25 protein-coding genes are annotated in these 23,296 nt (G+C 68.7%); 19 read left to right on the forward strand and 6 right to left on the reverse strand.

Annotation, left to right across the window (positions count from 1 at the left end):
* Positions 1 to 31 precede the first annotated feature (31 nt).
* The 4 genes from M9917_RS03120 (at position 32) to M9917_RS03135 (ending at position 4,172) form a co-directional block, all read left to right on the forward strand.
* On the forward strand, positions 32 to 742 hold the full coding sequence (locus M9917_RS03120) for a GntR family transcriptional regulator (protein WP_297250837.1): 711 nt from the start codon (positions 32 to 34) through the stop codon (positions 740 to 742).
* Positions 743 to 872: 130 nt separating this feature from the next.
* Positions 873 to 1,835, forward strand: coding sequence for a dihydrodipicolinate synthase family protein (locus M9917_RS03125; protein WP_297250838.1), 963 nt, complete (start codon positions 873 to 875; stop codon positions 1,833 to 1,835).
* 80 nt (positions 1,836 to 1,915) lie between these two features.
* Complete coding sequence (locus tag M9917_RS03130; protein WP_297250839.1) at positions 1,916 to 3,157, forward strand: NAD(P)/FAD-dependent oxidoreductase; 1,242 nt, start codon at positions 1,916 to 1,918, stop codon at positions 3,155 to 3,157.
* Positions 3,158 to 3,170: 13 nt separating this feature from the next.
* The gene (locus tag M9917_RS03135; protein ID WP_297250840.1) at positions 3,171 to 4,172 is read left to right on the forward strand and encodes a 4-hydroxyproline epimerase; all 1,002 of its coding nucleotides are present in this window, start codon (positions 3,171 to 3,173) and stop codon (positions 4,170 to 4,172) included.
* Positions 4,173 to 4,187: 15 nt separating this feature from the next.
* Here the strand turns inward: M9917_RS03135 and M9917_RS03140 are convergent, their stop codons facing one another.
* The 5 genes from M9917_RS03140 to cyoA are packed head-to-tail and all read right to left on the reverse strand — an operon-like array spanning position 4,188 to position 8,941.
* Positions 4,188 to 4,871 carry an SURF1 family protein gene (locus M9917_RS03140; RefSeq protein ID WP_297250841.1) on the reverse strand — a complete coding sequence of 228 codons (684 nt, stop codon included), beginning with the start codon at positions 4,869 to 4,871 and terminating at the stop codon, positions 4,188 to 4,190.
* 50 nt (positions 4,872 to 4,921) lie between these two features.
* Positions 4,922 to 5,269: a cytochrome o ubiquinol oxidase subunit IV gene (cyoD, locus tag M9917_RS03145; protein ID WP_297250842.1), complete on the reverse strand. Its 348-nt coding sequence runs from the start codon at positions 5,267 to 5,269 to the stop codon at positions 4,922 to 4,924.
* Complete coding sequence (gene cyoC / locus M9917_RS03150) at positions 5,266 to 5,892, reverse strand: cytochrome o ubiquinol oxidase subunit III (protein WP_297250843.1); 627 nt, start codon at positions 5,890 to 5,892, stop codon at positions 5,266 to 5,268. Before cyoC ends, cyoD begins: the two co-directional genes overlap by 4 nt.
* Before the next feature lie 2 nt (positions 5,893 to 5,894).
* Positions 5,895 to 7,895: a cytochrome o ubiquinol oxidase subunit I gene (cyoB, locus tag M9917_RS03155; RefSeq protein WP_297250844.1), complete on the reverse strand. Its 2,001-nt coding sequence runs from the start codon at positions 7,893 to 7,895 to the stop codon at positions 5,895 to 5,897.
* Between the two features lie 17 nt (positions 7,896 to 7,912).
* Entirely contained in the window at positions 7,913 to 8,941 is a 1,029-nt protein-coding gene (gene cyoA, locus M9917_RS03160; protein ID WP_465246318.1) for a ubiquinol oxidase subunit II, read from the reverse strand.
* A 199-nt stretch (positions 8,942 to 9,140) separates the two neighbouring features.
* Between cyoA and M9917_RS03165 the strand changes: the two genes are divergently transcribed.
* From M9917_RS03165 to M9917_RS03235, 15 genes are all read left to right on the forward strand, one after another.
* Positions 9,141 to 10,466 carry an MFS transporter gene (locus M9917_RS03165; RefSeq protein WP_297250846.1) on the forward strand — a complete coding sequence of 442 codons (1,326 nt, stop codon included), beginning with the start codon at positions 9,141 to 9,143 and terminating at the stop codon, positions 10,464 to 10,466.
* Between the two features lie 76 nt (positions 10,467 to 10,542).
* The gene (locus tag M9917_RS03170; RefSeq protein WP_297250847.1) at positions 10,543 to 11,235 is read left to right on the forward strand and encodes a Crp/Fnr family transcriptional regulator; all 693 of its coding nucleotides are present in this window, start codon (positions 10,543 to 10,545) and stop codon (positions 11,233 to 11,235) included.
* A 131-nt stretch (positions 11,236 to 11,366) separates the two neighbouring features.
* The gene (locus tag M9917_RS03175) at positions 11,367 to 11,819 is read left to right on the forward strand and encodes a c-type cytochrome (RefSeq protein ID WP_297250848.1); all 453 of its coding nucleotides are present in this window, start codon (positions 11,367 to 11,369) and stop codon (positions 11,817 to 11,819) included.
* A gap of 22 nt (positions 11,820 to 11,841) precedes the next feature.
* Positions 11,842 to 13,206, forward strand: coding sequence for a cbb3-type cytochrome c oxidase subunit I (locus M9917_RS03180; RefSeq protein ID WP_297250849.1), 1,365 nt, complete (start codon positions 11,842 to 11,844; stop codon positions 13,204 to 13,206).
* Positions 13,207 to 13,338: 132 nt separating this feature from the next.
* Positions 13,339 to 14,136: a CbbQ/NirQ/NorQ/GpvN family protein gene (locus M9917_RS03185; RefSeq protein ID WP_297254676.1), complete on the forward strand. Its 798-nt coding sequence runs from the start codon at positions 13,339 to 13,341 to the stop codon at positions 14,134 to 14,136.
* Between the two features lie 10 nt (positions 14,137 to 14,146).
* The gene (locus tag M9917_RS03190; protein ID WP_297250850.1) at positions 14,147 to 16,039 is read left to right on the forward strand and encodes a VWA domain-containing protein; all 1,893 of its coding nucleotides are present in this window, start codon (positions 14,147 to 14,149) and stop codon (positions 16,037 to 16,039) included.
* 11 nt (positions 16,040 to 16,050) lie between these two features.
* The gene (locus M9917_RS03195) at positions 16,051 to 16,206 is read left to right on the forward strand and encodes a hypothetical protein (RefSeq protein ID WP_297250851.1); all 156 of its coding nucleotides are present in this window, start codon (positions 16,051 to 16,053) and stop codon (positions 16,204 to 16,206) included.
* Between the two features lie 102 nt (positions 16,207 to 16,308).
* Complete coding sequence (locus tag M9917_RS03200) at positions 16,309 to 16,617, forward strand: DUF2249 domain-containing protein (RefSeq protein WP_297250852.1); 309 nt, start codon at positions 16,309 to 16,311, stop codon at positions 16,615 to 16,617.
* A 25-nt stretch (positions 16,618 to 16,642) separates the two neighbouring features.
* Positions 16,643 to 18,040 (forward strand): hypothetical protein, encoded by a 1,398-nt coding sequence (locus M9917_RS03205; RefSeq protein ID WP_297250853.1) that lies wholly within the window; start codon positions 16,643 to 16,645, stop codon positions 18,038 to 18,040.
* Entirely contained in the window at positions 18,003 to 18,548 is a 546-nt protein-coding gene (locus tag M9917_RS03210; RefSeq protein WP_297250854.1) for a DUF2249 domain-containing protein, read from the forward strand. Before M9917_RS03205 ends, M9917_RS03210 begins: the two co-directional genes overlap by 38 nt.
* Complete coding sequence (locus tag M9917_RS03215; RefSeq protein WP_297250855.1) at positions 18,545 to 18,829, forward strand: metal-sulfur cluster assembly factor; 285 nt, start codon at positions 18,545 to 18,547, stop codon at positions 18,827 to 18,829. The genes M9917_RS03210 and M9917_RS03215 overlap by 4 nt, the downstream gene beginning before the upstream one ends.
* 126 nt (positions 18,830 to 18,955) lie before the next feature.
* The gene (gene nirK, locus M9917_RS03220) at positions 18,956 to 20,083 is read left to right on the forward strand and encodes a copper-containing nitrite reductase (RefSeq protein WP_297250856.1); all 1,128 of its coding nucleotides are present in this window, start codon (positions 18,956 to 18,958) and stop codon (positions 20,081 to 20,083) included.
* Positions 20,084 to 20,144: 61 nt separating this feature from the next.
* Positions 20,145 to 21,032 (forward strand): SUMF1/EgtB/PvdO family nonheme iron enzyme, encoded by an 888-nt coding sequence (locus M9917_RS03225; protein ID WP_297250857.1) that lies wholly within the window; start codon positions 20,145 to 20,147, stop codon positions 21,030 to 21,032.
* A complete protein-coding gene (locus M9917_RS03230) occupies positions 21,029 to 21,586 on the forward strand; it encodes a cytochrome c oxidase subunit 3 family protein (RefSeq protein ID WP_297250858.1) in 558 nt (185 codons plus the stop codon). The genes M9917_RS03225 and M9917_RS03230 overlap by 4 nt, the downstream gene beginning before the upstream one ends.
* A gap of 4 nt (positions 21,587 to 21,590) precedes the next feature.
* The gene (locus M9917_RS03235) at positions 21,591 to 21,848 is read left to right on the forward strand and encodes a cytochrome C oxidase subunit IV family protein (RefSeq protein ID WP_297250859.1); all 258 of its coding nucleotides are present in this window, start codon (positions 21,591 to 21,593) and stop codon (positions 21,846 to 21,848) included.
* A gap of 72 nt (positions 21,849 to 21,920) precedes the next feature.
* Here the strand turns inward: M9917_RS03235 and hemN are convergent, their stop codons facing one another.
* The gene (hemN, locus tag M9917_RS03240) at positions 21,921 to 23,264 is read right to left on the reverse strand and encodes an oxygen-independent coproporphyrinogen III oxidase (protein WP_297250860.1); all 1,344 of its coding nucleotides are present in this window, start codon (positions 23,262 to 23,264) and stop codon (positions 21,921 to 21,923) included.
* Positions 23,265 to 23,296: the final 32 nt, after the last annotated feature.

Consider the following 23,296-nt stretch of genomic DNA (forward strand, 5'->3'; position numbering starts at 1 on the left):
CGTATTCCTCTTGTCGACAAGAGGATTCCGCATGGCCACCGTGAAGACCCCGGCAACCGCCATCCCAGAGCGCAGGCGCGGCTCGGGGGTGAAGTTCGTCTACGATCTGCTGCGCGACGAGATCCTCGATCTCGTCCTGCCGCCCGGCAGCCCGATCGACGAGGTCCAGCTCGCCGAGCGCTTCCAGATGTCGCGCACCCCGATCCGCGAGGCGCTGGTCAGGCTGGCGGGCGAGGGGCTGATCGACACGCTGCCGAACCGCTCGACGATGGTCGCCAGTCTCGACTTCCTCAACATGGCGCCCTTCTTCGACGCGCTGACGCTGATGTACCGGGTGACGACCCAGCTCGCCGCACAGAACCACAGGCGGGAGGATCTGGCGGCGATCCGGGCCCGGCAGGCTGAATTCGCCGCCGCGGTGAAGGCGCAGGACGCGCTGGCGATGATCGCCACCAACGCCGCCTTCCATGCCGCGATCGCGGAGGCCGGGCGCAACCCCTATTTCAACGGCCTGTTCAGCCGCCTCCTCGACGAGGGCCGCCGCTTCCTCAGGCTCTACTACCAGTCCTATGACGACCGGCTGCCGCAGCGCTTCGTCGACGAGCACGAGGCGATGATCGCCGCGATCGTGGCCCGCGACACCGCGCTCGCCGACAGCCTCGGCAAAGCCCACGCCGAACAGATCATCCAGCAGATCCAGAAGCTTATGCTCGGCGAGGAAAGGCTCGACATCGCCCTCTGAGATTCTTGCGTAATTCTTGTCGACAAATAATATGCAGCGCGCTATAACAAGCTCGGGAGGGAGCGCGCCGCATCGCCATCGCAGAGGCGGCGGGGTCTCCGCAGCAACGACAGCCAGAAGGAGAGGCAAGATGAAGGCCAAGATTTTTTCCGGCGTGATCCCCGCGCTGATGACCCCTTGCAAGGCGGACCGCACGCCCGATTTCGACGGGCTGGTGCGCAAGGGCAAGGAACTGATCGCGGCGGGCATGTCCGCGGTGGTCTATTGCGGCTCGATGGGTGACTGGCCGCTGCTCACCGACGCGGAGCGCATGGAAGGCGTCGAGCGACTGGTGAAGGCCGGCATCCCGGTCATCGTCGGCACCGGCGCGGTCAACACCGCCGTGGCCGTGGCGCATGCCGCGCACGCCCGGAAGGTCGGCGCCCAGGGCCTGATGGTGATCCCGCGCGTCCTCTCGCGCGCAACCGTCGTCGCCGCCCAGAAGGCTCACTTCAAGGCGATCCTCTCCGCCGCCCCCGATCTGCCGGCGGTGATCTACAACAGCCCCTATTACGGCTACGCCACCCGCGCCGACCTGTTCTTCGCGCTGCGCGCCGAGCACCCGAACCTGATCGGCTTCAAGGAGTTCGGCGGCGCCGACGACATGCGCTACGCGGCCGAGAACATCACCAGCCGCGACGACGACGTCTCGCTGATGATCGGCATCGACACCACCGTCGTCCACGGCTACGTCAACTGCGGCGCGACCGGGGCGATCACCGGCATCGGCAACGTGCTGCCGAAGGAAGTGCTGCATCTGTGCGCGCTGTCGGTGGCCGCAGCCGCCGGCGACGCCACCGCGCGCCGCCGCGCGCTGGAGCTGGAGCAGGCGCTCGGCGTGCTCTCCTCCTTCGATGCGGGCCCTGACCTCGTCCTCTACTTCAAGCATATGATGGTGATGAAGGGCGACAAGGAATACACCCTGCACTTCAACGAGACCGATGCCTTGACCGACAGCCAGCGCGGCTATTGCGAAGCCCAGCTCAAGCTGTTCGACGCCTGGTATGCCGACTGGTCGAAAGAGGCGGACGCCGCGCGCAAGCACGCCGCCTGATCGCGGCGGCATCCGCCATGACGCCTGATCCCGGACCGATTCCCCGGCCCGGGTCGAAACCCTGCGAAGCGTAACCGCTGATGGCCACTCCCGATGTCATCGTCATAGGCGCCGGCGTGGTCGGCCTCTCCGCCGCGATCGCGGCGCAGGGGCGCGGCCTCACGGTCACCGTCGTGGATCGCGAGGGACCGGCGGCGGGCGCCTCGGCGGGGAACGCCGGCGCCTTCGCCTTCACCGACATCCTGCCGCTCGCCTCGCCCGGCATCCTGCGCAAGGCGCCGAAATGGCTGCTCGACCCGCTCGGGCCGCTCTCGGTGCCGCCGGCCTATGCGCTCAGCATCGCGCCCTGGATGTTCCGCTTCTGGCGGGCCTGCTCGCCCGCCCGCGTGGCGCAGTCGACCGCGGCCCAGACCGCGCTGATGGATCTGTCCAAGGCCGAGCTCGAGCCTTTCCTGCACGAGACCGGCACCTTCGCCATGCTGCGCAAGGAGGGCAACCTCCAGGTCTATGAAGGCGAGGCCGAGCTGAAGGCGTCGCTCCCCGGCTGGCAGGCCCGCGAGGAGCACGGCATCGACTTCCGCCATCTCGACGCCGCCGGCATGGCCGAGATCCAGCCCGGCCTCGCGCCGCGCTTCACCCACGGCACCTTCACCCCCGGCTGGTATTCGATCGCCGATCCGAAGCTCTACACGCTCGCCCTCGCCGAGGCCTTCCGCGCCCGCGGCGGCACGATCGAGCAGGCGGAGGTCGTGAGCCTTGCGCCGCGCGGCGAGGCCATCGCGCTCGGCACGCATGACGGCCGCACGCGGGAGGCGGGGCGCATCGTGCTTGCCGCCGGGGCCTTCTCGCACCGCATCGCGCTGAGCCTCGGCGAGCGCATCCCGCTCGAAACCGAGCGCGGCTACAACACGACGCTGCCGCCCGACGCCTTCGACCTGAGGACGCAGGTGACCTTCGGCGGCCACGGCTTCGTCGTCAGCCGGCTGTCGAGCGGCATCCGCGTCGGCGGCGCGGTCGAGCTCGGCGGGCTCAAGCTGCCGCCGAACTTCCGCCGCTCGGAGGCGATGCTGGCCAAGGCCCGCGCCTTCCTGCCGGGCCTGAAGCCCGAGGGCGGCGTGCAGTGGATGGGCTTTCGCCCCTCGCTGCCGGACAGCCTGCCGGCGATCGGACGGGCGCGGGCGACGCCGCGCGTCGTCCACGCCTTCGGCCACGGCCATCTCGGCCTGACGCAAGCGGCCGGCACCGCCCGCCTCGTCGCGGACCTCTTGACCGGCCGGGCGCCCGCCATCGACATCGCAGCCTTTTCCCCCCAGCGCTTCTGAGAGGCGTCAAGCCATGGCCAGCCATACCTTCTCCTGCATCGACGGGCACACCTGCGGCAATCCGGTGCGCCTGGTCTCCGGCGGCGGACCGCGGCTGGAAGGCGCCACCATGCTGGAGAAGCGCGCGCATTTCCTGCGCGAGTTCGACTGGATCCGCACCGGGCTGATGTTCGAGCCGCGCGGCCACGACATGATGTCGGGCTCGATCCTCTACCCGCCGACACGGCCCGACTGCGACGTCGCGGTGCTGTTCATCGAGACCTCGGGCTGCCTGCCGATGTGCGGCCACGGCACCATCGGCACCATCACCATGGGCATCGAGAACGGGCTGATCACCCCGCGCGAGCCAGGCCGGCTCTCGATCGACGCGCCGGCCGGCAAGGTCGATATCAGCTATCGCCAGGAGGGCCGCTTCGTCGAGGAGGTGCGCCTGACCAACGTGCCGGGCTTCCTCCATGCCGAGGGGCTGACGGCCGAGGTCGAGGGGCTCGGCGAGATCGTCGTCGACGTCGCCTATGGCGGCAATTTCTACGCCATCGTCGAGCCGCAGAAGAATTTCCGCGACATGGCCGACCATACCGCCGGCGAGCTGATCGGCTGGTCGCCGAAGCTGCGCGCCGCGCTCAACGCGAAATACGAATTCGTCCACCCCGAGCACCCCGAGATCAAGGGGCTCAGCCATATCCAGTGGACCGGCAAAGCGACGAAGCCTGAGGCCCATGCCCGCAACGCGGTGTTCTACGGCGACAAGGCGATCGACCGCTCGCCCTGCGGCACCGGCACCTCGGCCCGCATGGCCCAGCTCGCCGCCAAGGGCAAGCTCGCGGTCGGCGACGCGTTCGTGCACGAATCGATCATCGGCTCGCTGTTCAAGGGCCGCGTCGAGGCGGCGGCGACCGTGGCGGACCGCCCGGCGATCATCCCCTCCATCGCCGGCTGGGCGCGGATGACCGGCTACAACACCATCTTCATCGACGACCGCGACCCCTTCGCCCACGGCTTCGTCGTCGCCTGAGGGCAAGCGCGCCCGTCAGTCGGCGCCGGGCTCCCGGCGGATCAGGAAGAGCGCGGCGCCTGCGCTCATCAGTGCGAGGCAGAACCAGGTCAGCGCGTAGACCAGATGCGCGTTGCGGAAAGCGACCTGCGTCATGCCGCCCTGCGGCAGCGGGCCGGGTTCCGTCGCCGCATCGGCATCGATGAAATAGGGCGCGACCGTGCCGAGCCCATGCGCGGCGGCGATTGCCGCGACGTCGCGCGAATACCAGCGCCCGCCGGCCGGATCGTTGGCGCGCAGGAAGCCGCCGCCGGGCTCGCTCAACCGCATGAGCCCGACCACCCGCGCCGGCTCGCCGGCAACCTCGCGCCGCAGCGCGGGCGCACGCTCGGCCTCCGGCACGAAGCCGCGATTGACCATGACGGTGAAGCCTGAATCGCTCAGCAACGGCGCGAGCACCCAGAAACCCGGTCCGCGTTCGGTCACCGCCATCACCAGCGTCTCGGGTGCATCGCGATAGCGGCCTTGCAGGGCGACGCGGCGGTATTCGTCGGAGGCTGCGCCAATCCCGCCCCAGGCGGCTGGCCCGGGCGCGGCGACGGGCGGGGCATGGATGCGCGCCTCGACACGGGCGATCAGGTCGAGCTTCCAGCTTCGCCGTTCGAGCTGCCAGAGGCCGAGCCCGGCAAACAGCGCCGCGCAGAGACAGAGCCCGCTCACGAAGGCGAGCCGGGCTAAGCCTCCGCCCGCCTCCGGCGACACGGCCCGACTCACATCCGGTGCATCTCCGGCATCATATTGGCGTTGAGGTGGTACATCACCCATAGCGAGCCGGCGAGCACGATCCCCACGACGACGAGGGTGAAGATCAGCCCCATCAGGTTCCAGCCGCCCTCGGAGCGGCCGTTCACATGCAGGAAAAATACCATGTGGACGACGATCTGCACGGCCGCGAAAGCCATGATCGCAAACGCGGTCAGCGTCGCGCTGCCGAGCACGTCGTTCATGACCAGCCAGAACGGGATCGCGGTCAGCACGACCGAGAGCAGGAAGCCGGTGACGTAGCCACCGAGGCTGCCATGCGGGAGCTGATCGGTGTGGTTCCCGTTCTCGCTCATTTCAGCACGCCCATCAGGTAGACGAAGGTGAAGACGCCGATCCAGATGACGTCGAGGAAGTGCCAGAACAGGCTCAGGCACAGCAGGCGCCGGCGGTTCGCCGCGATCAGCCCGCGCTGCGAGACCTGCACCATCAGCACGGTGAGCCAGATCAGGCCGAAGGTGACGTGCAGCCCATGCGTGCCGACCAGCGTGAAGAAGGCGGACAGGAAGGCGCTGCGCATCGGCGTCGCGCCCTCGCCGATCAGATGCGCGAACTCGTAGAGCTCGATCGCCAGGAAGGCGAGGCCGAAGAGGCCGGTGACGATCAGCCAGCCCTGCATCGCCGCCTGCCGGCCCTTGTCCATCGCCAGCATGGCGAAGCCATAGGTGATCGAGGAGAACAGCAGCATGGCGGTGTTGACCGCCACCAGCCTGAGGTCGAACAGGTCGGCGCCGGACGGCCCGGCCGCGTAATTGCGCCCGAGCACGCCGAAGGTCGCGAAGAGGACCGCGAAGACCAGGCAGTCGCTCATCAGATAGAGCCAGAAGCCGAGCATGGTGGCGCCGCCGGAATGGGCGTGCTCTTCTTGCGTGACGTAGAACGCCGGAACGCTTGCGGCTTGTGCTTTCGCCCTCGCCATAGTCAGGCCCGCCCGAGTTGCCGGCTGCGGGCTTCCTCTTCCCGCAGGATCGCGTCAACGGGGATGTGGAAGTCGCGGTCGTAGTCGAAGCTGTGGAGGATCGCGGCGGCGACGACGCCGACGAAGCTCGCCGCCGCGAGCCACCAGACATACCAGATCAGCGCGAAGCCGCTAAGCGTCGCAAGGCCTGCGATGACCACGCCCGCGCCGGTGTTCCTCGGCATGTGGATCGGCCGGAAACCGCCGAGCGGGCGCCTGTAGCCGCGCTTCTTCATGTCGTCCCAGGCGTCGAGCTCATGCGTGATCGGGGTGAAGGCGAAATTATAGGCCGGCGGCGGCGAGGAGGTCGACCATTCCAGCGTGCGCCCCTGCCAGGGGTCGCCGGTCACATCGCGCAATTCCTCGCGGCGCAGGATGCTGACGCCGATCTGGATGATGAAGCAAAGGATGCCGAGCGCGATCAGCACCGCGCCAAACGCCGCGATCACGAGCCAGATCTGCAGCGAGGGGTCCTCGAAGCGGCTCAAGCGCCGCGTCACGCCCATCAGGCCCAGCACATAGAGCGGCATGAAGGCGACGTAGAAGCCGATCACCCAGAACCAGAAGGAGAGCACGCCCCAGAAGCGGTCGAGCCTGAAGCCGAAGGCTTTCGGGAACCAGTGGGCGATCGCCGCGAAGACGCCGAAGACCACGCCGCCGATGATGACGTTGTGGAAATGGGCGACCAGGAACAGGCTGTTGTGCAGCACGAAATCGGCCGGCGGCACCGCCAGCATCACCCCGGTCATGCCGCCGATGACGAAGGTCAGCATGAAGGCGACGAGCCACATCATCGGCAGCTCGAAGCGGATGCGGCCGCGATACATCGTGAACAGCCAGTTGAAGATCTTCGCACCCGTCGGGATCGAGATGATCATCGTCGTGATGCCGAAGAAGGAGTTCACGCTGGCGCCCGAGCCCATCGTGAAGAAATGGTGCAGCCAGACGAGATAGGACAGGATGGTGATCACCACCGTCGCATAGACCATCGATGCATAGCCGAAGAGGCGCTTGCCGCAGAAGGTCGCGGCGACCTCGGAATAGACGCCGAAGATCGGCAGGATCAGGATGTAGACCTCCGGGTGGCCCCAGATCCAGATCAGGTTCACGTACATCATCGGGTTGCCGCCGAGATCGGCCGTGAAGAAATTGGTGCCGACATAGCGGTCGAGCGTCAAAAGCGCGAGCGTCGCCGCCAGGATCGGGAAGGTCGCGACGATCAGGATGTTGGTGCACAAAGCCGTCCAGGTGAAGACCGGCATCTTCATCAAGTCCATGCCGGGCGCACGCATCTTGACGATGGTCGCGATCAGGTTGACGCCGGACAAGGTCGTGCCGACGCCGGCGATCTGCAGCGCCCAGAGATAATAGTCCATGCCCACCCCGGGCGAGAAGGCGGCCCCCGACAGCGGCGGATAGGCGAGCCAGCCCGTCCTGGCGAATTCGCCGACAAAGAGCGAGGCCATCACCAGCACGGCGCCGCCCACAGTCATCCAGAACGAGAAGTTGTTGAGGAAGGGGAAGGCGACGTCGCGCGCGCCGATCTGGAGCGGCACGACATAGTTCATCAGCCCGGTGACGAAGGGCATCGCCACGAAGAAGATCATGATCACGCCGTGGGCGGTGAAGATCTGGTCGTAATGATGCGGCGGCAGGTAGCCATCGCTGCCGGCAAAGGCGATCGCCTGCTGGCCGCGCATCATCAGCGCGTCGGCGAAGCCGCGCAGCAGCATGATCACGCCGAGGATCATGTACATGATCCCGATCTTCTTGTGGTCGACGCTGGTGAACCATTCCCGCCAGAGATAGCCCCAGAGCCGGTAGCGGCTGACGAGCGCGACGAGCGCGAGCCCGCCGAGGACGACAACCGCGAAGGTCCCGATCAGGATCGGCTCGTGATAGGGGATCGCCTCGAGCGTGAAGCGCCCGAACAAGAGCTTCCACCAGTCGGGATAGGAGGTCATTTGTCCCTCGCCCCTCTTCAGTCGGTGCCGCGGGCGCTGATCCCCGCGGTGCCGTAGACATCGGCCGGCGTGCAGATCGCCGTCACGAAGGGCAGCGCCGGAACGGGCCGCCCGCCCCGGCGCGCGGTTTCGGCGCCTTCGAGCCGCGCGACGAGGTTGATGCCCTCCCGGCCGCCGCCGCCGCTGGCGTCCATCGCCGTCATGTCGCGCGTGCACATCCGCAGCGGATCGACGCAGCGGTTGAGGACGGCATCGAAGAGATCGGCCGGCATGTCGCGGAAGTAGCGGACCGCCTCGCGCTCGCTCGGGCGCTCCAGCACGCGATACTCCGCCCGCCCGAGCGGGGCGCCCTTGTCGCGCGCGCCCTGCACCCAGTCGTCAAAGCCCTTCTCGTCGACGCCGCGGAAGCTGAAGCGCATGTCGGAGAAGCCGGCGCCGCTGTAATTGGCCGAGAAGCCTTCGAATTCGCCGGGATGGTTGATCACGGCGTTGAGCTTCGTCTGCATGCCGGGCATGGCGTAGATCTGGCCGGCGAGCGCGGGAATGAACAGCGAGTTCATCACCGAGGACGAGGTGATGCGGAACTCGATCGGCCGGTCGACCGGCGCCACCGCCTCGTTGAGCGAGGCGACGCCCTGCTCAGGATAGATGAACAGCCATTTCCAGTCGAGCGCCACGACCTGGACGACGAGCGGCTGTGCGTTCGCCTCGGCCACCGGCTTAGCCGCGCTGATGCGGTTCAACGGGCGATAGGGATCGAGCAGATGCGTGCCCATCCAGGTCATGGCGCCGATGACGATGATGATCAGCAGCGGCACCGACCAGATCACCACCTCGAGCGGCAGCGAATGGTTCCAGTCGGGATCGTAGCCCGCTTTGGCCGAGGCGCGGTAGCGCCAGGCGAAGGCGACCGTCAGCGCCATCACCGGCACGATGATCAGGAGCATCAGGGCGGTCGCGGCGATGAGCAGGTTGCGCTGCTGGAGGGCGACGTCGCCGGAGGGCCCGAGCAGCACCATCTGGCAGCCGCCGAGCAGCGTAATCACGGGAAGGATCCGTAGAATTCGAAAGATTCTCAAGAGACTCGAGACCTCCCCGATCCGGGAACCGCCGTTCTCTATTCCCGTTCCCTCATAACGCATGGCAGACAATCTGTTCCATTGCGCTGGTTTGACGAGTGGCATCTATCCACCGTATCCATTTGTATGAGGCGGGGGCAAGTCCGCCAACGAGGAAGGCGCGCTCATGAGCGCTGACGCGGCGAACCGTTCATCGAGCCATCCGGCGGATGCGCATGGCCGCGACCATGTCTCGCCGGCGGATATCGCGCTCGGCGTCATCATCGGGCGAACCTCCGAATATTTCGACTTCTTCGTCTTCGGCCTCGGCTGCGTGCTGGTCTTCCCGGAGCTCGTCTTTCCCTTCGCCGAGCGCCTCACCGGCACGCTCTACGCCTTCGGCATCTTCGCGCTCGCCTTCGTCACCCGCCCGATCGGCTCGGTCCTGTTCTTCGCCCTCGACCGCCGCTATGGCCGCGTGAGCAAGCTCACGGTCGCGCTCTTCCTGCTCGGCGGCTCGACGGCGGCGATCGCCTTCCTGCCGGGCTACGCGACGATCGGCGTCTGGTCGATCGTCATCCTCGCGGGCTTTCGCCTGCTGCAGGGCATCGCGCTCGGCGGCGCCTGGGACGGGCTGTCCTCGCTGCTCGCCCTGAACGCGCCGCCGGAACGCCGCGGCTGGTATGCGATGCTGCCGCAGCTCGGCGCCCCCTTCGGCTTCATCCTGGCGGCCGGGCTCTTCGCCTATTTCGAGGGCGCGCTGTCGAAGCAGGATTTCCTCGGCTGGGGCTGGCGCTATCCCTTCTTCGTCGCGCTGACGATCAACGTCGTCGCGCTCTTCGCCCGGCTGCGCATGGTCGCGACCCATGAATTCGCCGCGCTGATGGAGACGCGCGAGCTGATGCCGGTCCCGCTCGCCGAGCTCGTGCGCGCGCACGGCGCGACCCTCGTCATCGGCGCCTTCGTGCCGCTGGCGAGCTTCGCGCTGTTCCACCTCGTCACCATCTTCCCGGTGAGCTGGATCAACCTGTTCACCGACCGCTCGGTCTCCGAGTTCCTGCTGGTGCAGGGCGCCGGCGGGGTGGTCTGCGCCGGCGCGATCGTGACCTCCGGCCTGATCGCCGACCAGATCGGGCGGCGCAACACGCTGCTGCTCGCCGGCGGGATGATCGCCCTGTTCAGCCTGTCGAGCATCGTCGCCCCGCTCCTCTTCGGCGACAGCCTGGCCGGGCAGACGATCTATGTGATCATCGGCTTTGGCCTGCTCGGCCTCTCCTACGGCCAGACGGCGGGCGCGGTCGCATCGAGCTTTCGGCCGCCATACCGCTACACCGGCGCCGCGCTCACCTCCGACCTCGCCTGGCTGATCGGGGCGGGCTTCGCGCCGCTGGTCGCGCTGACGCTGTCGAGCCGCTTCGGGCTCGCCTGGGTCGGGCTTTATCTGCTCTCCGGCGCGCTTGGCACGCTCGCGGCCCTGTGGATCGACCGGCGGCTGGAAGGCCGCTACGGCTGAGGCCGCCTTTCGACGCCTTGTTTGACCTTGTGCAAACAGGGCCGGCCGGTTTGCGCTTAAGCTTGCGCATACGACCATGAGCATCGATCCCGATCTTCTGCGCGAGGAAGCTCTCTTCGCATCGCTCGGGGCGGCCGGGCGGAAGGCCGTTGCCGCCAGCGCGAACCTGCGCCATCTCGGCGCCGGGGTCTGCGCCTTCGCGCAAGGGGAGCCGATCGACGAGATCTTCCTGCTGCTGTCGGGCTGCCTCAAGCTCGCGCGCATCAGCTGGGGCCGGGAGGCGGTGATCCTGCGCATCGTCCACCCCGGCGAGCTGTTCGACCTCGGCCACGGCCCGCCGCCGCACCGGCATGACGCGACGGCGAGCGCGCTGCGCGACTCGACGCTCGCGGTCTGGCCCGCCGCATCCTGGCAGCGGCTGCTGCGCGAGGTGCCGGGCCTGCCGCTCGGGCTCGTCCAGCAACTCGGCCTCGAGCTCGCCGAGACGCAGGGGCGCTTCCTCGAGATCGCCTCGCTCGACGTGCCGCGGCGCCTGGCCCATGCGGTGCTGCGCCTGATCGAGCGGGCCGGCCGGCAGGAGGCCGGCGGCATGCGCATCGATTTCCCGCTCTCGCAGCAGGATCTCGCGGCGCTCACCGGCACCACCTTGCACAATGTCTCGCGCATCCTGACGCGCTGGGAGCGGGGCGGGCTCATCACCGGCGGCCGGCGCACGCTCCTGGTCCGGGACATCCCCGCCCTGACGCGCCTGGCGACGGCCGAAGCCTGACGGCGCGGCCTGCCGCCTGCGTCTTTGCCAAAGCGCAAAGAAACGCCCCCGCCGCCCCGCTATCACGATCTCACCCTCGCCATCCGCATGCGGGGGTTTCCCGCCACACACGGAAACGGAAGGGTGAACGCATGGCCGAACGTCTGACAAAGGCGGGAGCCCGAAATGTCTTCTACGGCGGATCGATCTTCTTCTTCGCGATATTCGTCGGGCTCACCGCCCACAGCCACTGGTACATGCGCAACGTCTCGACCGACGAATCGACGCTGACGCCCGCCGTCGCCCGCGGCAAGCACATCTGGGAGCGCCACTCCTGCATCAACTGCCACACGCTGCTCGGCGAAGGCGCCTATTTCGCGCCCGAGCTCGGCAATGTCTGGAAGCGCTATGGCGGCGACAAGGACCCCGGCGGGGCGCGCGACGCCTTCAAGGCCTGGATGGAGGCCCAGCCGACCGGGATCGAGGGCCGGCGCCAGATGCCGCAATTCAACCTGACCGATCAGGAACTCAACGATCTCGCCGATTTCCTCGAATGGACGAGCCGGATCAAGACCCAGAACTGGCCGCCCAACGATGCCGGCTGAAACGTCGCGACAGGAGAGAGCCATGCCAGGCTACAACACGACGAGATATGAGAGCCAGAGCGTCGCGATGCTCTATTTCTACGGGGCGCTCGCGCTCTTCATCGCGCAGGTGACCTTCGGGGTCGTCGCAGGGCTGATCTATGTCCTGCCCAACACGCTTTCGGTGGTCCTGCCCTTCAACATCGTGCGGATGATCCACACCAACGCGCTGGTGGTGTGGCTCCTGCTCGGCTTCATGGGCGCGACCTACTACCTCCTGCCGGAGGAGGCGCAGACCGAGCTCTACAGCCGCAAGCTCGCGGTCATCCAGTTCTGGCTGTTTTTCATTGCCGCCGGGGTCGCGGTCGTCGGCTATCTCTTCCGCATCCATGAAGGCCGCGAATTCCTCGAGCAGCCCTTCGCGATCAAGGTCGGCATCGTCGTCGTCGTGCTGATGTTCCTGTTCAACATCACCATGACCTCGCTGAAGGGCCGCAAGACCACCGTCACCAACATCCTGCTCTTCGGCCTGTGGGGGCTGGCGATCTTCTTCCTCTTCGCCTTCTACAACCCGGCCAACCTCGCGCTCGACAAGATGTACTGGTGGTACGTCATCCATCTGTGGGTCGAGGGCGTCTGGGAGCTGATCATGGCCTCGGTGCTGGCCTATCTGATGATCAAGCTCAACGGCGTCGACCGCGAGGTCGTGGAGAAATGGCTCTACGTCATCGTCGGGCTCGCCCTGTTCTCCGGCATCCTCGGCACCGGCCACCACTACTACTGGATCGGCGCGCCCGGATACTGGCAGTGGATCGGCTCGCTGTTCTCGACGCTGGAGGTGGCGCCCTTCTTCGCCATGGTGCTTTTCACCTTCCACATGACCTGGAAGGCCGGGCGCAACCACCCCAACAAGGCCGCCCTGCTCTGGTCGATCGGCTGCTCGGTGATGGCCTTCTTCGGCGCCGGCGTCTGGGGCTTCCTGCACACGCTGTCCTCGGTGAACTACTACAGCCATGGCACGCAGATGACGGCCGCCCACGGGCACCTCGCCTTCTTCGGCGCCTATGTGATGCTGAACCTCGCGGTGATGGCCTATGCGATCCCCGAGCTGAAGGGGCGGGCGCCCTACAACCAGTGGCTCTCGATCGGAAGCTTCTGGCTGATGGTGACCGCGATGTCGGTGATGACCTTCGCCCTGACTTTCGCCGGCGTGGTCCAGATTCATCTCCAGCGCGTGCTCGGCCAGGGCTTCATGGACGTGCAGGACCAGCTCGCCCTGTTCTACTGGTTCCGGCTCGGCTCCGGCGTGGTGGTGGTGGTCTCGGCACTGATGTTCGTCTGGGCCGTGCTGGTGCCCGGCCGCGAGCGCGCCGAGGATCCCTTCGCCATCGCCCAGCCGGCGGAATGACGCCCGGATCGCCATGCGTCCCGGCGGATGCATGGCGATCCAGCCCTTGTTTCAGCATCGGACCGAAACCGGCGGGCGACCGCCCCCGCTCCCAAGGATTTCGCGATGAACATGATCCCGCACCCACCCGTGATGGCGCCCGCCGCCGACACTATCGACATCCCCGCCTATACCACCTCCGGCAACGAGCGTTTCCTGTTCGAGAAGGCCTGGGAGCGGCATCTGCCGCTCCTGCTCAAGGGGCCGACCGGCTCGGGCAAGACCCGCTTCATCGCCCATATGGCGGCGCGGCTTGGCCTGCCGCTCTTCACCGTCGCCTGCCATGACGATCTCTCCGCCGCCGACCTCACCGGCCGCCACCTGCTCAAGGGCGGCGAAACCGTCTGGGTCGACGGGCCGCTGACGCGCGCCGTGCGCGAGGGCGGGCTGTGCTATCTCGACGAGATCGTCGAGGCCCGCAAGGACGTCGCCGTGGTGCTGCACCCGCTCACCGACGACCGCCGCATCCTGCCGCTGGAACGCACCGGCGAGGTCCTGGCCGCGCCGGCCTCCTTCATGATCGCGGTCTCCTACAATCCCGGCTACCAGAACCTCCTGAAGAACCTGAAGCCCTCGACCCGCCAGCGCTTCGTCTCGATCAGCTTCGACTTCCTGCCGCGCGAGCAGGAGATCGCGGTCGTCGCCCAGGAGAGCGGGCTCGACGAGGCGGCCGTCGCGCCGCTCGTCGACCTTGCGCGCCGCCTGCGCACGCTGAAGGGGCAGGACATCGAGGAGGGCGTCTCGACCCGCCTCGTCGTCTATGCGGCGAGCCTGATCTCCGCCGGGCTTCCCCGGCAGGAGGCGGTGATGGCGGCGATGATCGAGCCCCTGACCGACGAGCCGGAGGTCAGGGCCGGGCTCGTCGAGGTTTCCCGCGCGGTCCTCGGCTAGGGACGCGGCGATGCTGGACTTCCTCGAGCTGGAAGAGACGGTCGGGCGCTTCTGGCACCGGCTGGTCGGCGACACGGGAAGCCTGCCGCATCACCCGCAGGCCGCGGTGACGCTCGCCGCCATGGCGCCGACGCTTTCCGTCTGCTTCCGCGGCTTCGGCGGCGAGCCCGGCGTCCGGATCGTGCCGGCGCGCGAGCGCGCCGCCGGGCACAGGCTCAACCTGCGCCAGCGCGTCGGCCTCGGCGAGGAAAGGCTGGCGCAGGCGCTGCGCACGCCCGACAGCCTGCAGCTGCCGGCGCGGATCGCGCTCTTCCCGGAGGCCGAGCTCAATCGCGCGCTCTATGTCTGGCTTGCCGCCTGCATGGCGGCGATGCCGGCCCGCCCGCTTGCGGAAGCCGATCCGCTCAGGCGCGACCTCGCCCTGATCGACGCCGCGCAACGGCTGGTGACGAAGGTGCTTGGCGCCTTTCCCGGCCTCGCTTGCATCTACCGCCGGCTGGCCGAGGCCCTGCTCGCGGGCCGGCGCCGCGAGGGCCTGCCCGCGACCGAGGCCAAGGTCGAGGCGCTGATCCGCGCCCTGCTCGCGGGCGAGACCATCGAGCTCGCCGCCACGGGCTGGCCGGACAAGGCCCCGCCGGGCTATCTGCCGGCGCTCGGCGTACCGCTCTGGCCACTGGCGAGCGCGGCCCCGCCGGCCCGCACGCGCCGGCGCGACGAGGACCAGCCGCCGCCGGCCGCGGCCAAGGCCGGGGACGAAACCAAGGCCTATGCCGCCAGCCGCGACGAGACGGCCGAGGAATGGCGCGAGCGCAGCCCCTTCATCCTCAACCGTTTCGAGAAGATCCTGGCGATGTCGGAGATGGTCGCGGTCGACCGCCCCGCCGACGACAGCGAGGAGCACGACCCGGAAGCCGCCGACGAGCTCGACGACATGGTGCTGAGCGAGCGCAAGGGCCGTCCCGCCTCGCGCTTCCGCTTCGATCTCGACCTGCCGCCGGAGGCGATGGACGAGACCGCGCTCACAGGCGCCCTGACCTATCCGGAATGGGATTTCCGCAGCGCAAGCTACCGCGAGGACCATTGCCGGGTGCTCGCCGCCATGGCGCGCCAGGAGCTCACCCCGCCGGTACAGGACGCGGCGACGCGCGCGCTGGTGCGCCAGGTGCGCCGCCGCTTCGAGGCGCTGCGCCCGCTGCGCGAGCCGCAGCGTGGCCAGATCGACGGCCCCGACCTCGATCTCGACGCGGTGGTGCGCCGCCAGACCGATCTCGCCGCCGGCGGCCCCGGCAGCGACCGCATCCATCTGGCGAGCCGGCCGCAAGCCTACGATCTCGCGGTGACGACGCTGATGGACGTCTCGCTCTCGACCGATTCCTGGTTCGACGATCTGCGCGTGCTCGACGTCGAGAAGCAGGCGCTCACCGTCTTCGCCCATGGGCTTGCCGCCTGCGGCGACCGCCACGAGATCCTGACCTTCACCTCGCGCCGGCGCGACTGGGTCCGCATCGAGACGGTGAAGCGCTTCGACGAGGCGATGGGGCCGGCGGTCGAGGCACGCATAGCCGCGCTGACGCCCGGCCACTACACCCGCATCGGCGCCGCGATCCGCCATGCCGCGGCCGGGCTGAAAGCCCGCCCCGACCGGCGCAAGCTCCTCATCGTCCTCACCGACGGCAAGCCCAACGACATCGACCATTACGAGGGCCGCTTCGCCATGGAGGATACCCGCATGGCGGTGATCGAGGCGCGCCGCGCCGGCATCTGCGTCTTCGCCGTCACCGTCGACCGCGAGTCGCGCGCCTATATCCCGCATCTCTTCGGCCGCAACGGCCACGCCGTGGTCTCGAAGCTGGAGCGCCTGCCGGCGGCCCTGCCGGCGATCTATCGCGTGCTCGCGGCTTAAGGACGACCGCCATGACCGACGCCCAGACCGGCCTTGCCGTCGCCACCCCCGCCATCATCGTGATGGCGCTGCTGCTCTACCGGATGGGCGTGCTGCAGAAGGGCGGCGTCGCCGCCGCCATCCTGATGTCGCTCGCCATCGCCGCCCTGCTCTTCCTCGAACAGTGAGGCGGGCAACGGCAGGCTGTTTGCGTTTTGGCAAATTGCCGCAGCCATGCAGCCGCTAGGTTGAAAACTTGCCCGCATCGGGCCCGCAACCGGAGCCGCACCATGACCACCCTGCCCCTCGAACCGCTCGACGTGCGCACGATCCCGCCGGTCGTGCGCCATGCCACGATCTTCGGCATCCTGGAGCGCCTGGAGCCCGGCGACGCCTTCAGCATCGTCAACGACCACGATCCCGCGCCGCTCAGGCGCCAGATCGAGGCGCGTTATCCCGGCGCCTATTCCTGGGCCTATGTCGTGCAAGGCCCGCAGATCTGGCAGGTCGAGATCGGCCGCAATGCCGCAGGCAGCGCGGAGCACGCCGCCGATTGCGGCGGCCATGAGGACGGCCAGTCCTGCACCTGCGGCCACTGAGCCGCCAGACCGGGAGATCGCGGCCATGCCGATGGCATCGCTGTCCCGCTGGACGATGAGCTATTTCGCGGCCGCGCTCGCCTTCCTCGTCGCGGCCGAGGCGCTCGCCGTCGCCGGCATCGGCTTTCCCGCCAACGGACTCGCCGAGCCGGGAACCCTCATCCTCGTCCATTTCGTGGCAATCGGCTGGCTGAGCCTCGCCATGGCCGGCGCGCTGCTGCAATTCGTGCCGGTCCTGGTCTCGCGGCCGCTCGCCTTCCCGCAGCTCGCCCTGCCGGCGCTCGCCACGCTCATCGTGGGCCTTCTCATGCTCTGCGCGGGCTTTGCGGCCCTCGCCGGCTGGATCAACGCCTCGCTCGACCTCATGCCGCTGGGCGCCGTCTTCCTGATCTGCGGCTTTTGCCTGCTCGGCCTGATGCTGGCGGCGACGCTCGTCAGCGCGCGGCCCGTGGCACTGTTCGCCCGCTTCGTCCTTGTCGGCCTCGCCTGCCTCGCCGCCACGGCGCTGGGCGGAGCGGCCTTCACGACGATCCTCTCCGGGCACGGCGACTGGCTCGGCGATGTCGCGCTCCTGCCTTACGGCCTGCCCTTCCATGCCCTGCTCGGTCTCGGCGGCTGGCTCGGGCTGATCGCCTTCGGCGTCAGCTATCGCCTGTTCGTCATGTTCATGATGGCGCCGGAGCCGCCGGCGCGCCGGGTCCGGCCGGTGCTCGTCCTCGCCGCGCTCGCGCTCGCGCTCGCGCTCGCCGGGCTTGCCGCTCCCTTCGCCGGGCTCGAGCCGGGCCCCGTCTGGATCGCGGCGGTGCTTGCCGTGCTTTCGCTGTCCGGCCTGTTCTACGGGCGGGACATGGCGAGCCTCTACCGCACCCGCCGGCGCAAGGCGCTCGAGATCAACATGCTCGCCTCGATCCCGGCCTTCGTGGCGCTCGGTCTCGGGCTTACGCTGCTGCCGGTCGCCGTCCTCACCGGCACGGGGGACGGCCCGGTCGCGGCGCTGACCTTCCTGATCGCCTTCGGCTGGCTCGGCGGCTTGACGCTGGCCCAGCTTGTGAAGATCGTCTCCTTCGTGACCTGGCTCGAAACCTTCGCGCCCCGGCTCGGCCGTGGGCCCACACCGCGCGTCGGCGATCTCGTCGCGATGCCGCGCACCGGGCGCTGGTTCGTCATCTATGATTGCGGAGCGGCGCTGGGCACCGCCGCTCTCGCCGTGGGAACGGCCGGGGGCTTCCGCTTCGCCATGGCGATCTGCCTTGCCGGCACCGCCGGCCTTGCCGCCGAGATCGTCAGCATCCGCCGCTTGTCGCAGATCAAGGCCGCGGAGCGGCCACCGGCGCATGAACGTCCACGGCTCTTCTCAGCGCGACCCGAGGAAAGGAAACCTTCCCATGTCGACACCGGAAGCATCGCCCATCCGCGAGCTTGACGTCCGCCCGCTGCTGCAAGCCGGGCAGGAGCCGTTCCAGGCGATCATGGCGGCGGTCGGCGCGCTCGCGCCGGGCGAGCGCCTGCGCCTCATCGCGCCGTTCCGGCCGGTGCCGCTGTTCTCGGTGATGGCCAATCACGGCTTTTCCGCCAGCGACCGCCCGCTCGAGGGCGGCGACTGGGAGGTGGTGTTCTCGCCGATCGATGCCGGAATCAAGGCGGAAGCCGGGCTCGCCGCCGGATCGAGCCCCTTCGCCGCCCTCTGGGGCGATCCGGTGGAGGAGCTGGACCTCGTCGACCTCGAGCCGCCCGAGCCGATGGTGCGCATCCTGGAGGCGCTGGAGGAGCTTCGGCCCGGCGAGGTGCTGTTTGCGCTATTGTCCCGCGAGCCGCTCTTCCTGTTCCCCGAGCTGGCGAAGCGCCAGCACGAATGGGCCGGCAATTTCGACGCGTCGGGCACGGCCTATCGCCTGCTCGTGCGCCATGGCGGCGGAGGTACCCAGGGATGAGCGCCGGTCTGGAGCGGCTGGTCGAGATCGCGCTGCGCGACGTGCTCGACCCCGAAATGGGCCGCAGCGTCGTCGATCTGGGCCTGATCTACGCGATCACGGCGGCACCCGACGGCACCGTCGCCATTACCATGACGACGACCACGCGCGGCTGCCCGCTCGCCGGCTTCCTCAGGGAAGCCGTGGCGATGGCCGCAGGCGCCGTCGAGGGCGTCGCCACCGTCACGGTGACGCTGACCTACGAGCCGGCCTGGGAGCCGGCGATGATCGCGGCCGGGTGAGCGCCCCGGCGCTCTTTTTGCAGCGCAATCGTCAAAGATGTTGTGCTGCAACAAAGACGGCTTTCTTCGGTCTCCTAAAGTCTTCATGACCGGTCGAACTCCGGTCGAACGGCAAGGAGACAAGCCATGGGCGAAGAGCTCAAACTGACCCGCCGCAGCATTCTGGCGGGAGCGGCGGCAACCGGGGCGCTCGTCCAGGCCGCATCCACGCCGGCGCAGGCGCAAGGCGTGATGACCAAGGCCAGCGCCGCCGACATCGCCAAGCTGCCGCGCGTCAAGCCGAAGCTGGTCGATCCCCCCTTCGTGCATGCGCATGAACAGATTGCCACCGGCGGGCCGAAGGTCGTCGAATTCGAGATGACGATCCATGAGAAGAAGATCGTCCTCGACGATGCCGGCACCGAGACCTTCGCCTTCACCTTCAACGGCACGGTTCCGGGCCCGCTGATGGTCGTGCACGAGGGCGACTATGTCGAACTCACGATGATCAACGCCGAGACCAACGAGCTGTTGCACAATATCGACTTCCATTCGTCGACCGGCGCGCTCGGCGGCGGGGCGCTGACCGAGGTCAACCCCGGCGAGAAGGTCGTGCTGCGCTGGAAGGCCACCCGGCCGGGCGTGTTCGTCTACCACTGCGCCCCTCCGGGCATGGTGCCCTGGCACGTCACCGCCGGTATGAACGGCGCCATCATGGTGCTGCCGCGCGAGGGGCTGACGGACCATCAGGGCAAGTCCCTGAAGTACGACAAGGTCTACTATGTCGGCGAGCAGGACTTCTACGTCCCGCGTGACGAGAACGGCAAGTTCAAGCGCTACGAGAGTGCCGGCGAAGCCCATGAGGACGTGATCAAGGCGATGCGGACGCTGACCCCGACCCATATCGTCTTCAACGGCAAGGTCGGCGCCCTGACAGGCAAGAACGCGCTCACCGCCAAGGTCGGCGAGACCGTGCTGATCGTGCACTCGCAGGCCAACCGCGACACGCGGCCCCACCTGATCGGCGGCCATGGCGACTATGTCTGGGCCACCGGCAAGTTCCGCAACCCGCCCGAGCGCGACCTGGAGACCTGGTTCATCCCCGGCGGCTGCGCGGGAGCGGCGATCTACACCTTCCTGCAGCCGGGCATCTACGCCTATGTCAACCATAACCTGATCGAGGCGTTCGAGCTCGGTGCCGCCGGCCACTTCAAGGTCGAGGGCGAATGGAACGACGACCTGATGAAGCAGGTCCTGGCCCCGGCCGGCATCTGAGCGACCTCAGCCTCCCCGCCGCCCGGCGGGGAGGCCCTGCTCTCCGACAGAGTTTCCGATCATGGCCACCACGCTGCGCCTCTCGCTGCCGGGGCTGACGACCTCGCTCGGCCTCCTCTTCCTCGCCGGAGCCGCCGCCCTCCTGCTGGCCGCGCCGGCCCGCCGGCCCGCCCCCGCCTTTCCCCTGCCGCAGACGACGATCGTGCCGCCCGCGACGCTCGTGCACCGCCTCGACGGCGAGTACAGCCGCGCCGGCCGCCCGATCGACGCGCCCCGCGTCACGGTCAAGATCGGCGCACCGCTCGAGATCATGCGCTATCAGGTGACGGCCGCCGATTATGCGCGCTGCGTCGCGGCCGGGGCCTGCAAGCGCCTCGACAGCCCGGCGCCGCGCGGCGATCTGCCCGTGACCGGCGTCAGCCATACCGACGCGACCGACTACGCCGCCTGGCTCAGCCGCGAGACCGGTGCGGTCTGGCGCCTGCCGAGCGACCGCGAATGGGCCCATGCCGCGGGCTCGCGCTTCGTCGACGACGCGCGCGGCTTCGATCCCGACGCCACCAACCCGGCCCAGCGCTGGCTCGCCGATTATGAGCGCGAGGCCAACCGGAAGGCTGCGAGCGACCCCGCGCCGCGGACCATCGGCTCTTTCGGCGCCAACGAGCACGGCGTCCACGACATCGCCGGCAATGTCTGGGAATGGACCAGGACCTGCCTGCGCCGCGTCACGCAGGATGCCGCCGGAACCACGATCGGCGAGACCGGCAATTGCGGCATCTACGTGGTCGAGGGCCAGCACCGCGCGATGATGACCTTCTTCATCCGCAACCCCAAGAGCGGCGGCTGCTCGGTCGGCACCCCGCCGGACAATCTCGGCTTCCGCCTGGTGCGCGAGCAGAGCTGGCGCGACCGGCTGCCGGAGGGCCTGCGCCGGCTCCTGCCGGCATGACCATCGCGGTCGAGAGCCGCAGCCTGAAGGGCGCGCAGCCGGTCTCGCCCTCCGAAGGCGGCATGGAGCTCCTGCTCTGGGTCCTGGTCTGGAGCGAGCTTATCGTCTTCGGCGCACTGCTCGGCGCATTCCTGCTGATCGGGCTCATCGACCGGCCGGCGCTGACAGCCTTCCACGACGGGCTCGACCCGGGGCTGGCCGGCATCGCGACCGCGACGCTGCTGACGAGCGGCTTCTTCGCGGCGCTCGCGGCAGCGGGGCGCAACACCCGCCGCAACCTCGTTCTCGCGGCGCTGGGCGGCTTCGCCTTCTGCGCGCTGAAGATCATCGCCTTCTTCCACGAGCTGCCGGCGTTCACCGCCGCTGAAAGCCGGCTGTCCGAGCTCTATCTGCTGATCACCGGCTTTCACCTCGCCCATGTGGCGTTCGTCGCGGTCCTGCTCATCGTTGTCGCCTGGCGCCCGAAGCCGCGGCCGGTCGAGACGGTCGCCACGATCTGGCACCTGATCGACCTCGTCTGGCTGATGATCCTGCCGGTCGTCTATCTGGCCTGAGACGATGACGCGCGACCTTCCCCTCACCGAGACCCTGCTGGCGCTCATCTTCGCCACCGGCTTGAGCCTCGTCGCCGCGATGTTCCTGCCCGCCGGCCCGCGCGGCTTCGCCATCGCCGGGCTCGGCGTGGTCAAGGCATGGCTCGTCGTGCTCGGCTTCATGCGCCTGCATCGCGCAAGCCGCCCGCTCATGATCGCGCTTCTGAGCTATGCGGCGCTGCTGTGCACGCTGACGGGGCTGAGGATCGTGATCGCCGGGTAGCACCTGATCGCAGCCACCCCCTGTCATTCCGGGGCTTCGCGCCTATGGCGCGCCCCGGAATGACAGGGATGGCTACACCGCCCGGCTGTACTGGCGCTGCGGCTCATCGAGATGGGCGTCGAAGGCCGATGCGACCTTGCGCACCATCAGGCGCGCCTCGTCCGGCAGGAAGACCCGGCCGCCCTCGAAGCGCACCACGCCCTCCCGCGCCAACTGGTCGAGCTGGCGCAGCGAGGCGTCGAGGATGCGCCGGTCGGCCCGATGCCGGGCGCAGACGGCGTCGATATCGACCGAAAGATCGCACATCACCCGCTCGATCAGCTCGGCGCGCAGGCGATCCTCCGCCGTCAGGCGATAGCCTCGCGCCGTCGGCAGGACATTGTCCGCGACATGCTCGGCATAGCGGCCGATCACCACCTCGTTCTGGACATAGCCCTGCGGCAGCCGGCCGATCGCCGAGGCGCCGAAACCGATCAGCGCCTCGCAGCGGTCGGTGGTGTAGCCCTGGAAATTGCGATGGAGCGAGCCTTGCGACAAGGCGCGCGCCATCGCGTCCTCCGGCCGGGCGAAATGGTCGAGCCCGATGCGGACATAGCCGGCTGCGACGAGGCGCCCGGCCATCGCCTCGGCCTGTTCGTGGCGCGCCTCGCCGTCCGGCAGCTCGGCCGTGACGATGCGGCGCTGGTGCTTCTTGAACTCCGGCACATGGGCATAGCCGAAGATCGAGAAGCGGTCGGGGCGCAGCGCCAGGCATTGCTCGACGGTGTCGAGGCAGGAGCGGAGCGTCTGCCGCGGCAGCCCGTAGATCAGGTCGAAGCTCACCGCAGCGATGCCGGCGCCGCGCAGGCCTTCGACCACGGCGGCCGTCTGCGCGACGCTCTGGATCCGGTTGATCGCCTTCTGGACGTCCGGATCGAAGCTCTGCACGCCGAGGCTCGCCCGGTTGACCCCCGCCTCGGCGAGCGCGGCGATCATGCCGGGCCCGAGCCGGCGCGGATCGATCTCGACCGCGATCTCCGCGTCCGGGTGCAGCGCGAAACGCTGACGCAGCAGCGCGACCAGCCCGACGAAATCCGCAGGCTCCAGGATGGTCGGCGTGCCGCCGCCGAAATGGACGTGGCGCACGTCGAGCGGAGCGGAAAGATGGCCCGAGACCAGCGCGATCTCGCCCCGCAGCGCCTTAAGATAATCGATGATCGGCCCGTCGCGCAGCGCGACCGTGGTGTGGCAGCCGCAATACCAGCACATCGAGCGGCAGAACGGCACGTGCAGGTAAAGCGAGGCGGCGGTGCCCGCATCGAGCCCCCGCAGCCAGCCGGCATAGGCGCCCGCATCGACGGCGCCGCTGAAATGCGGCGCGGTCGGGTAGCTGGTGTAGCGCGGAAGCCGCTCGTCTCGGTATTGCGCAGCCTGCATCTGTCAGCTCCGGGCCGGAGGGTGTCGCGAGG

It is taken from the genome of Bosea sp. (in: a-proteobacteria) (assembly GCF_023953965.1).
Classification (GTDB): Bacteria; Pseudomonadota; Alphaproteobacteria; order Rhizobiales; family Beijerinckiaceae; genus Allobosea.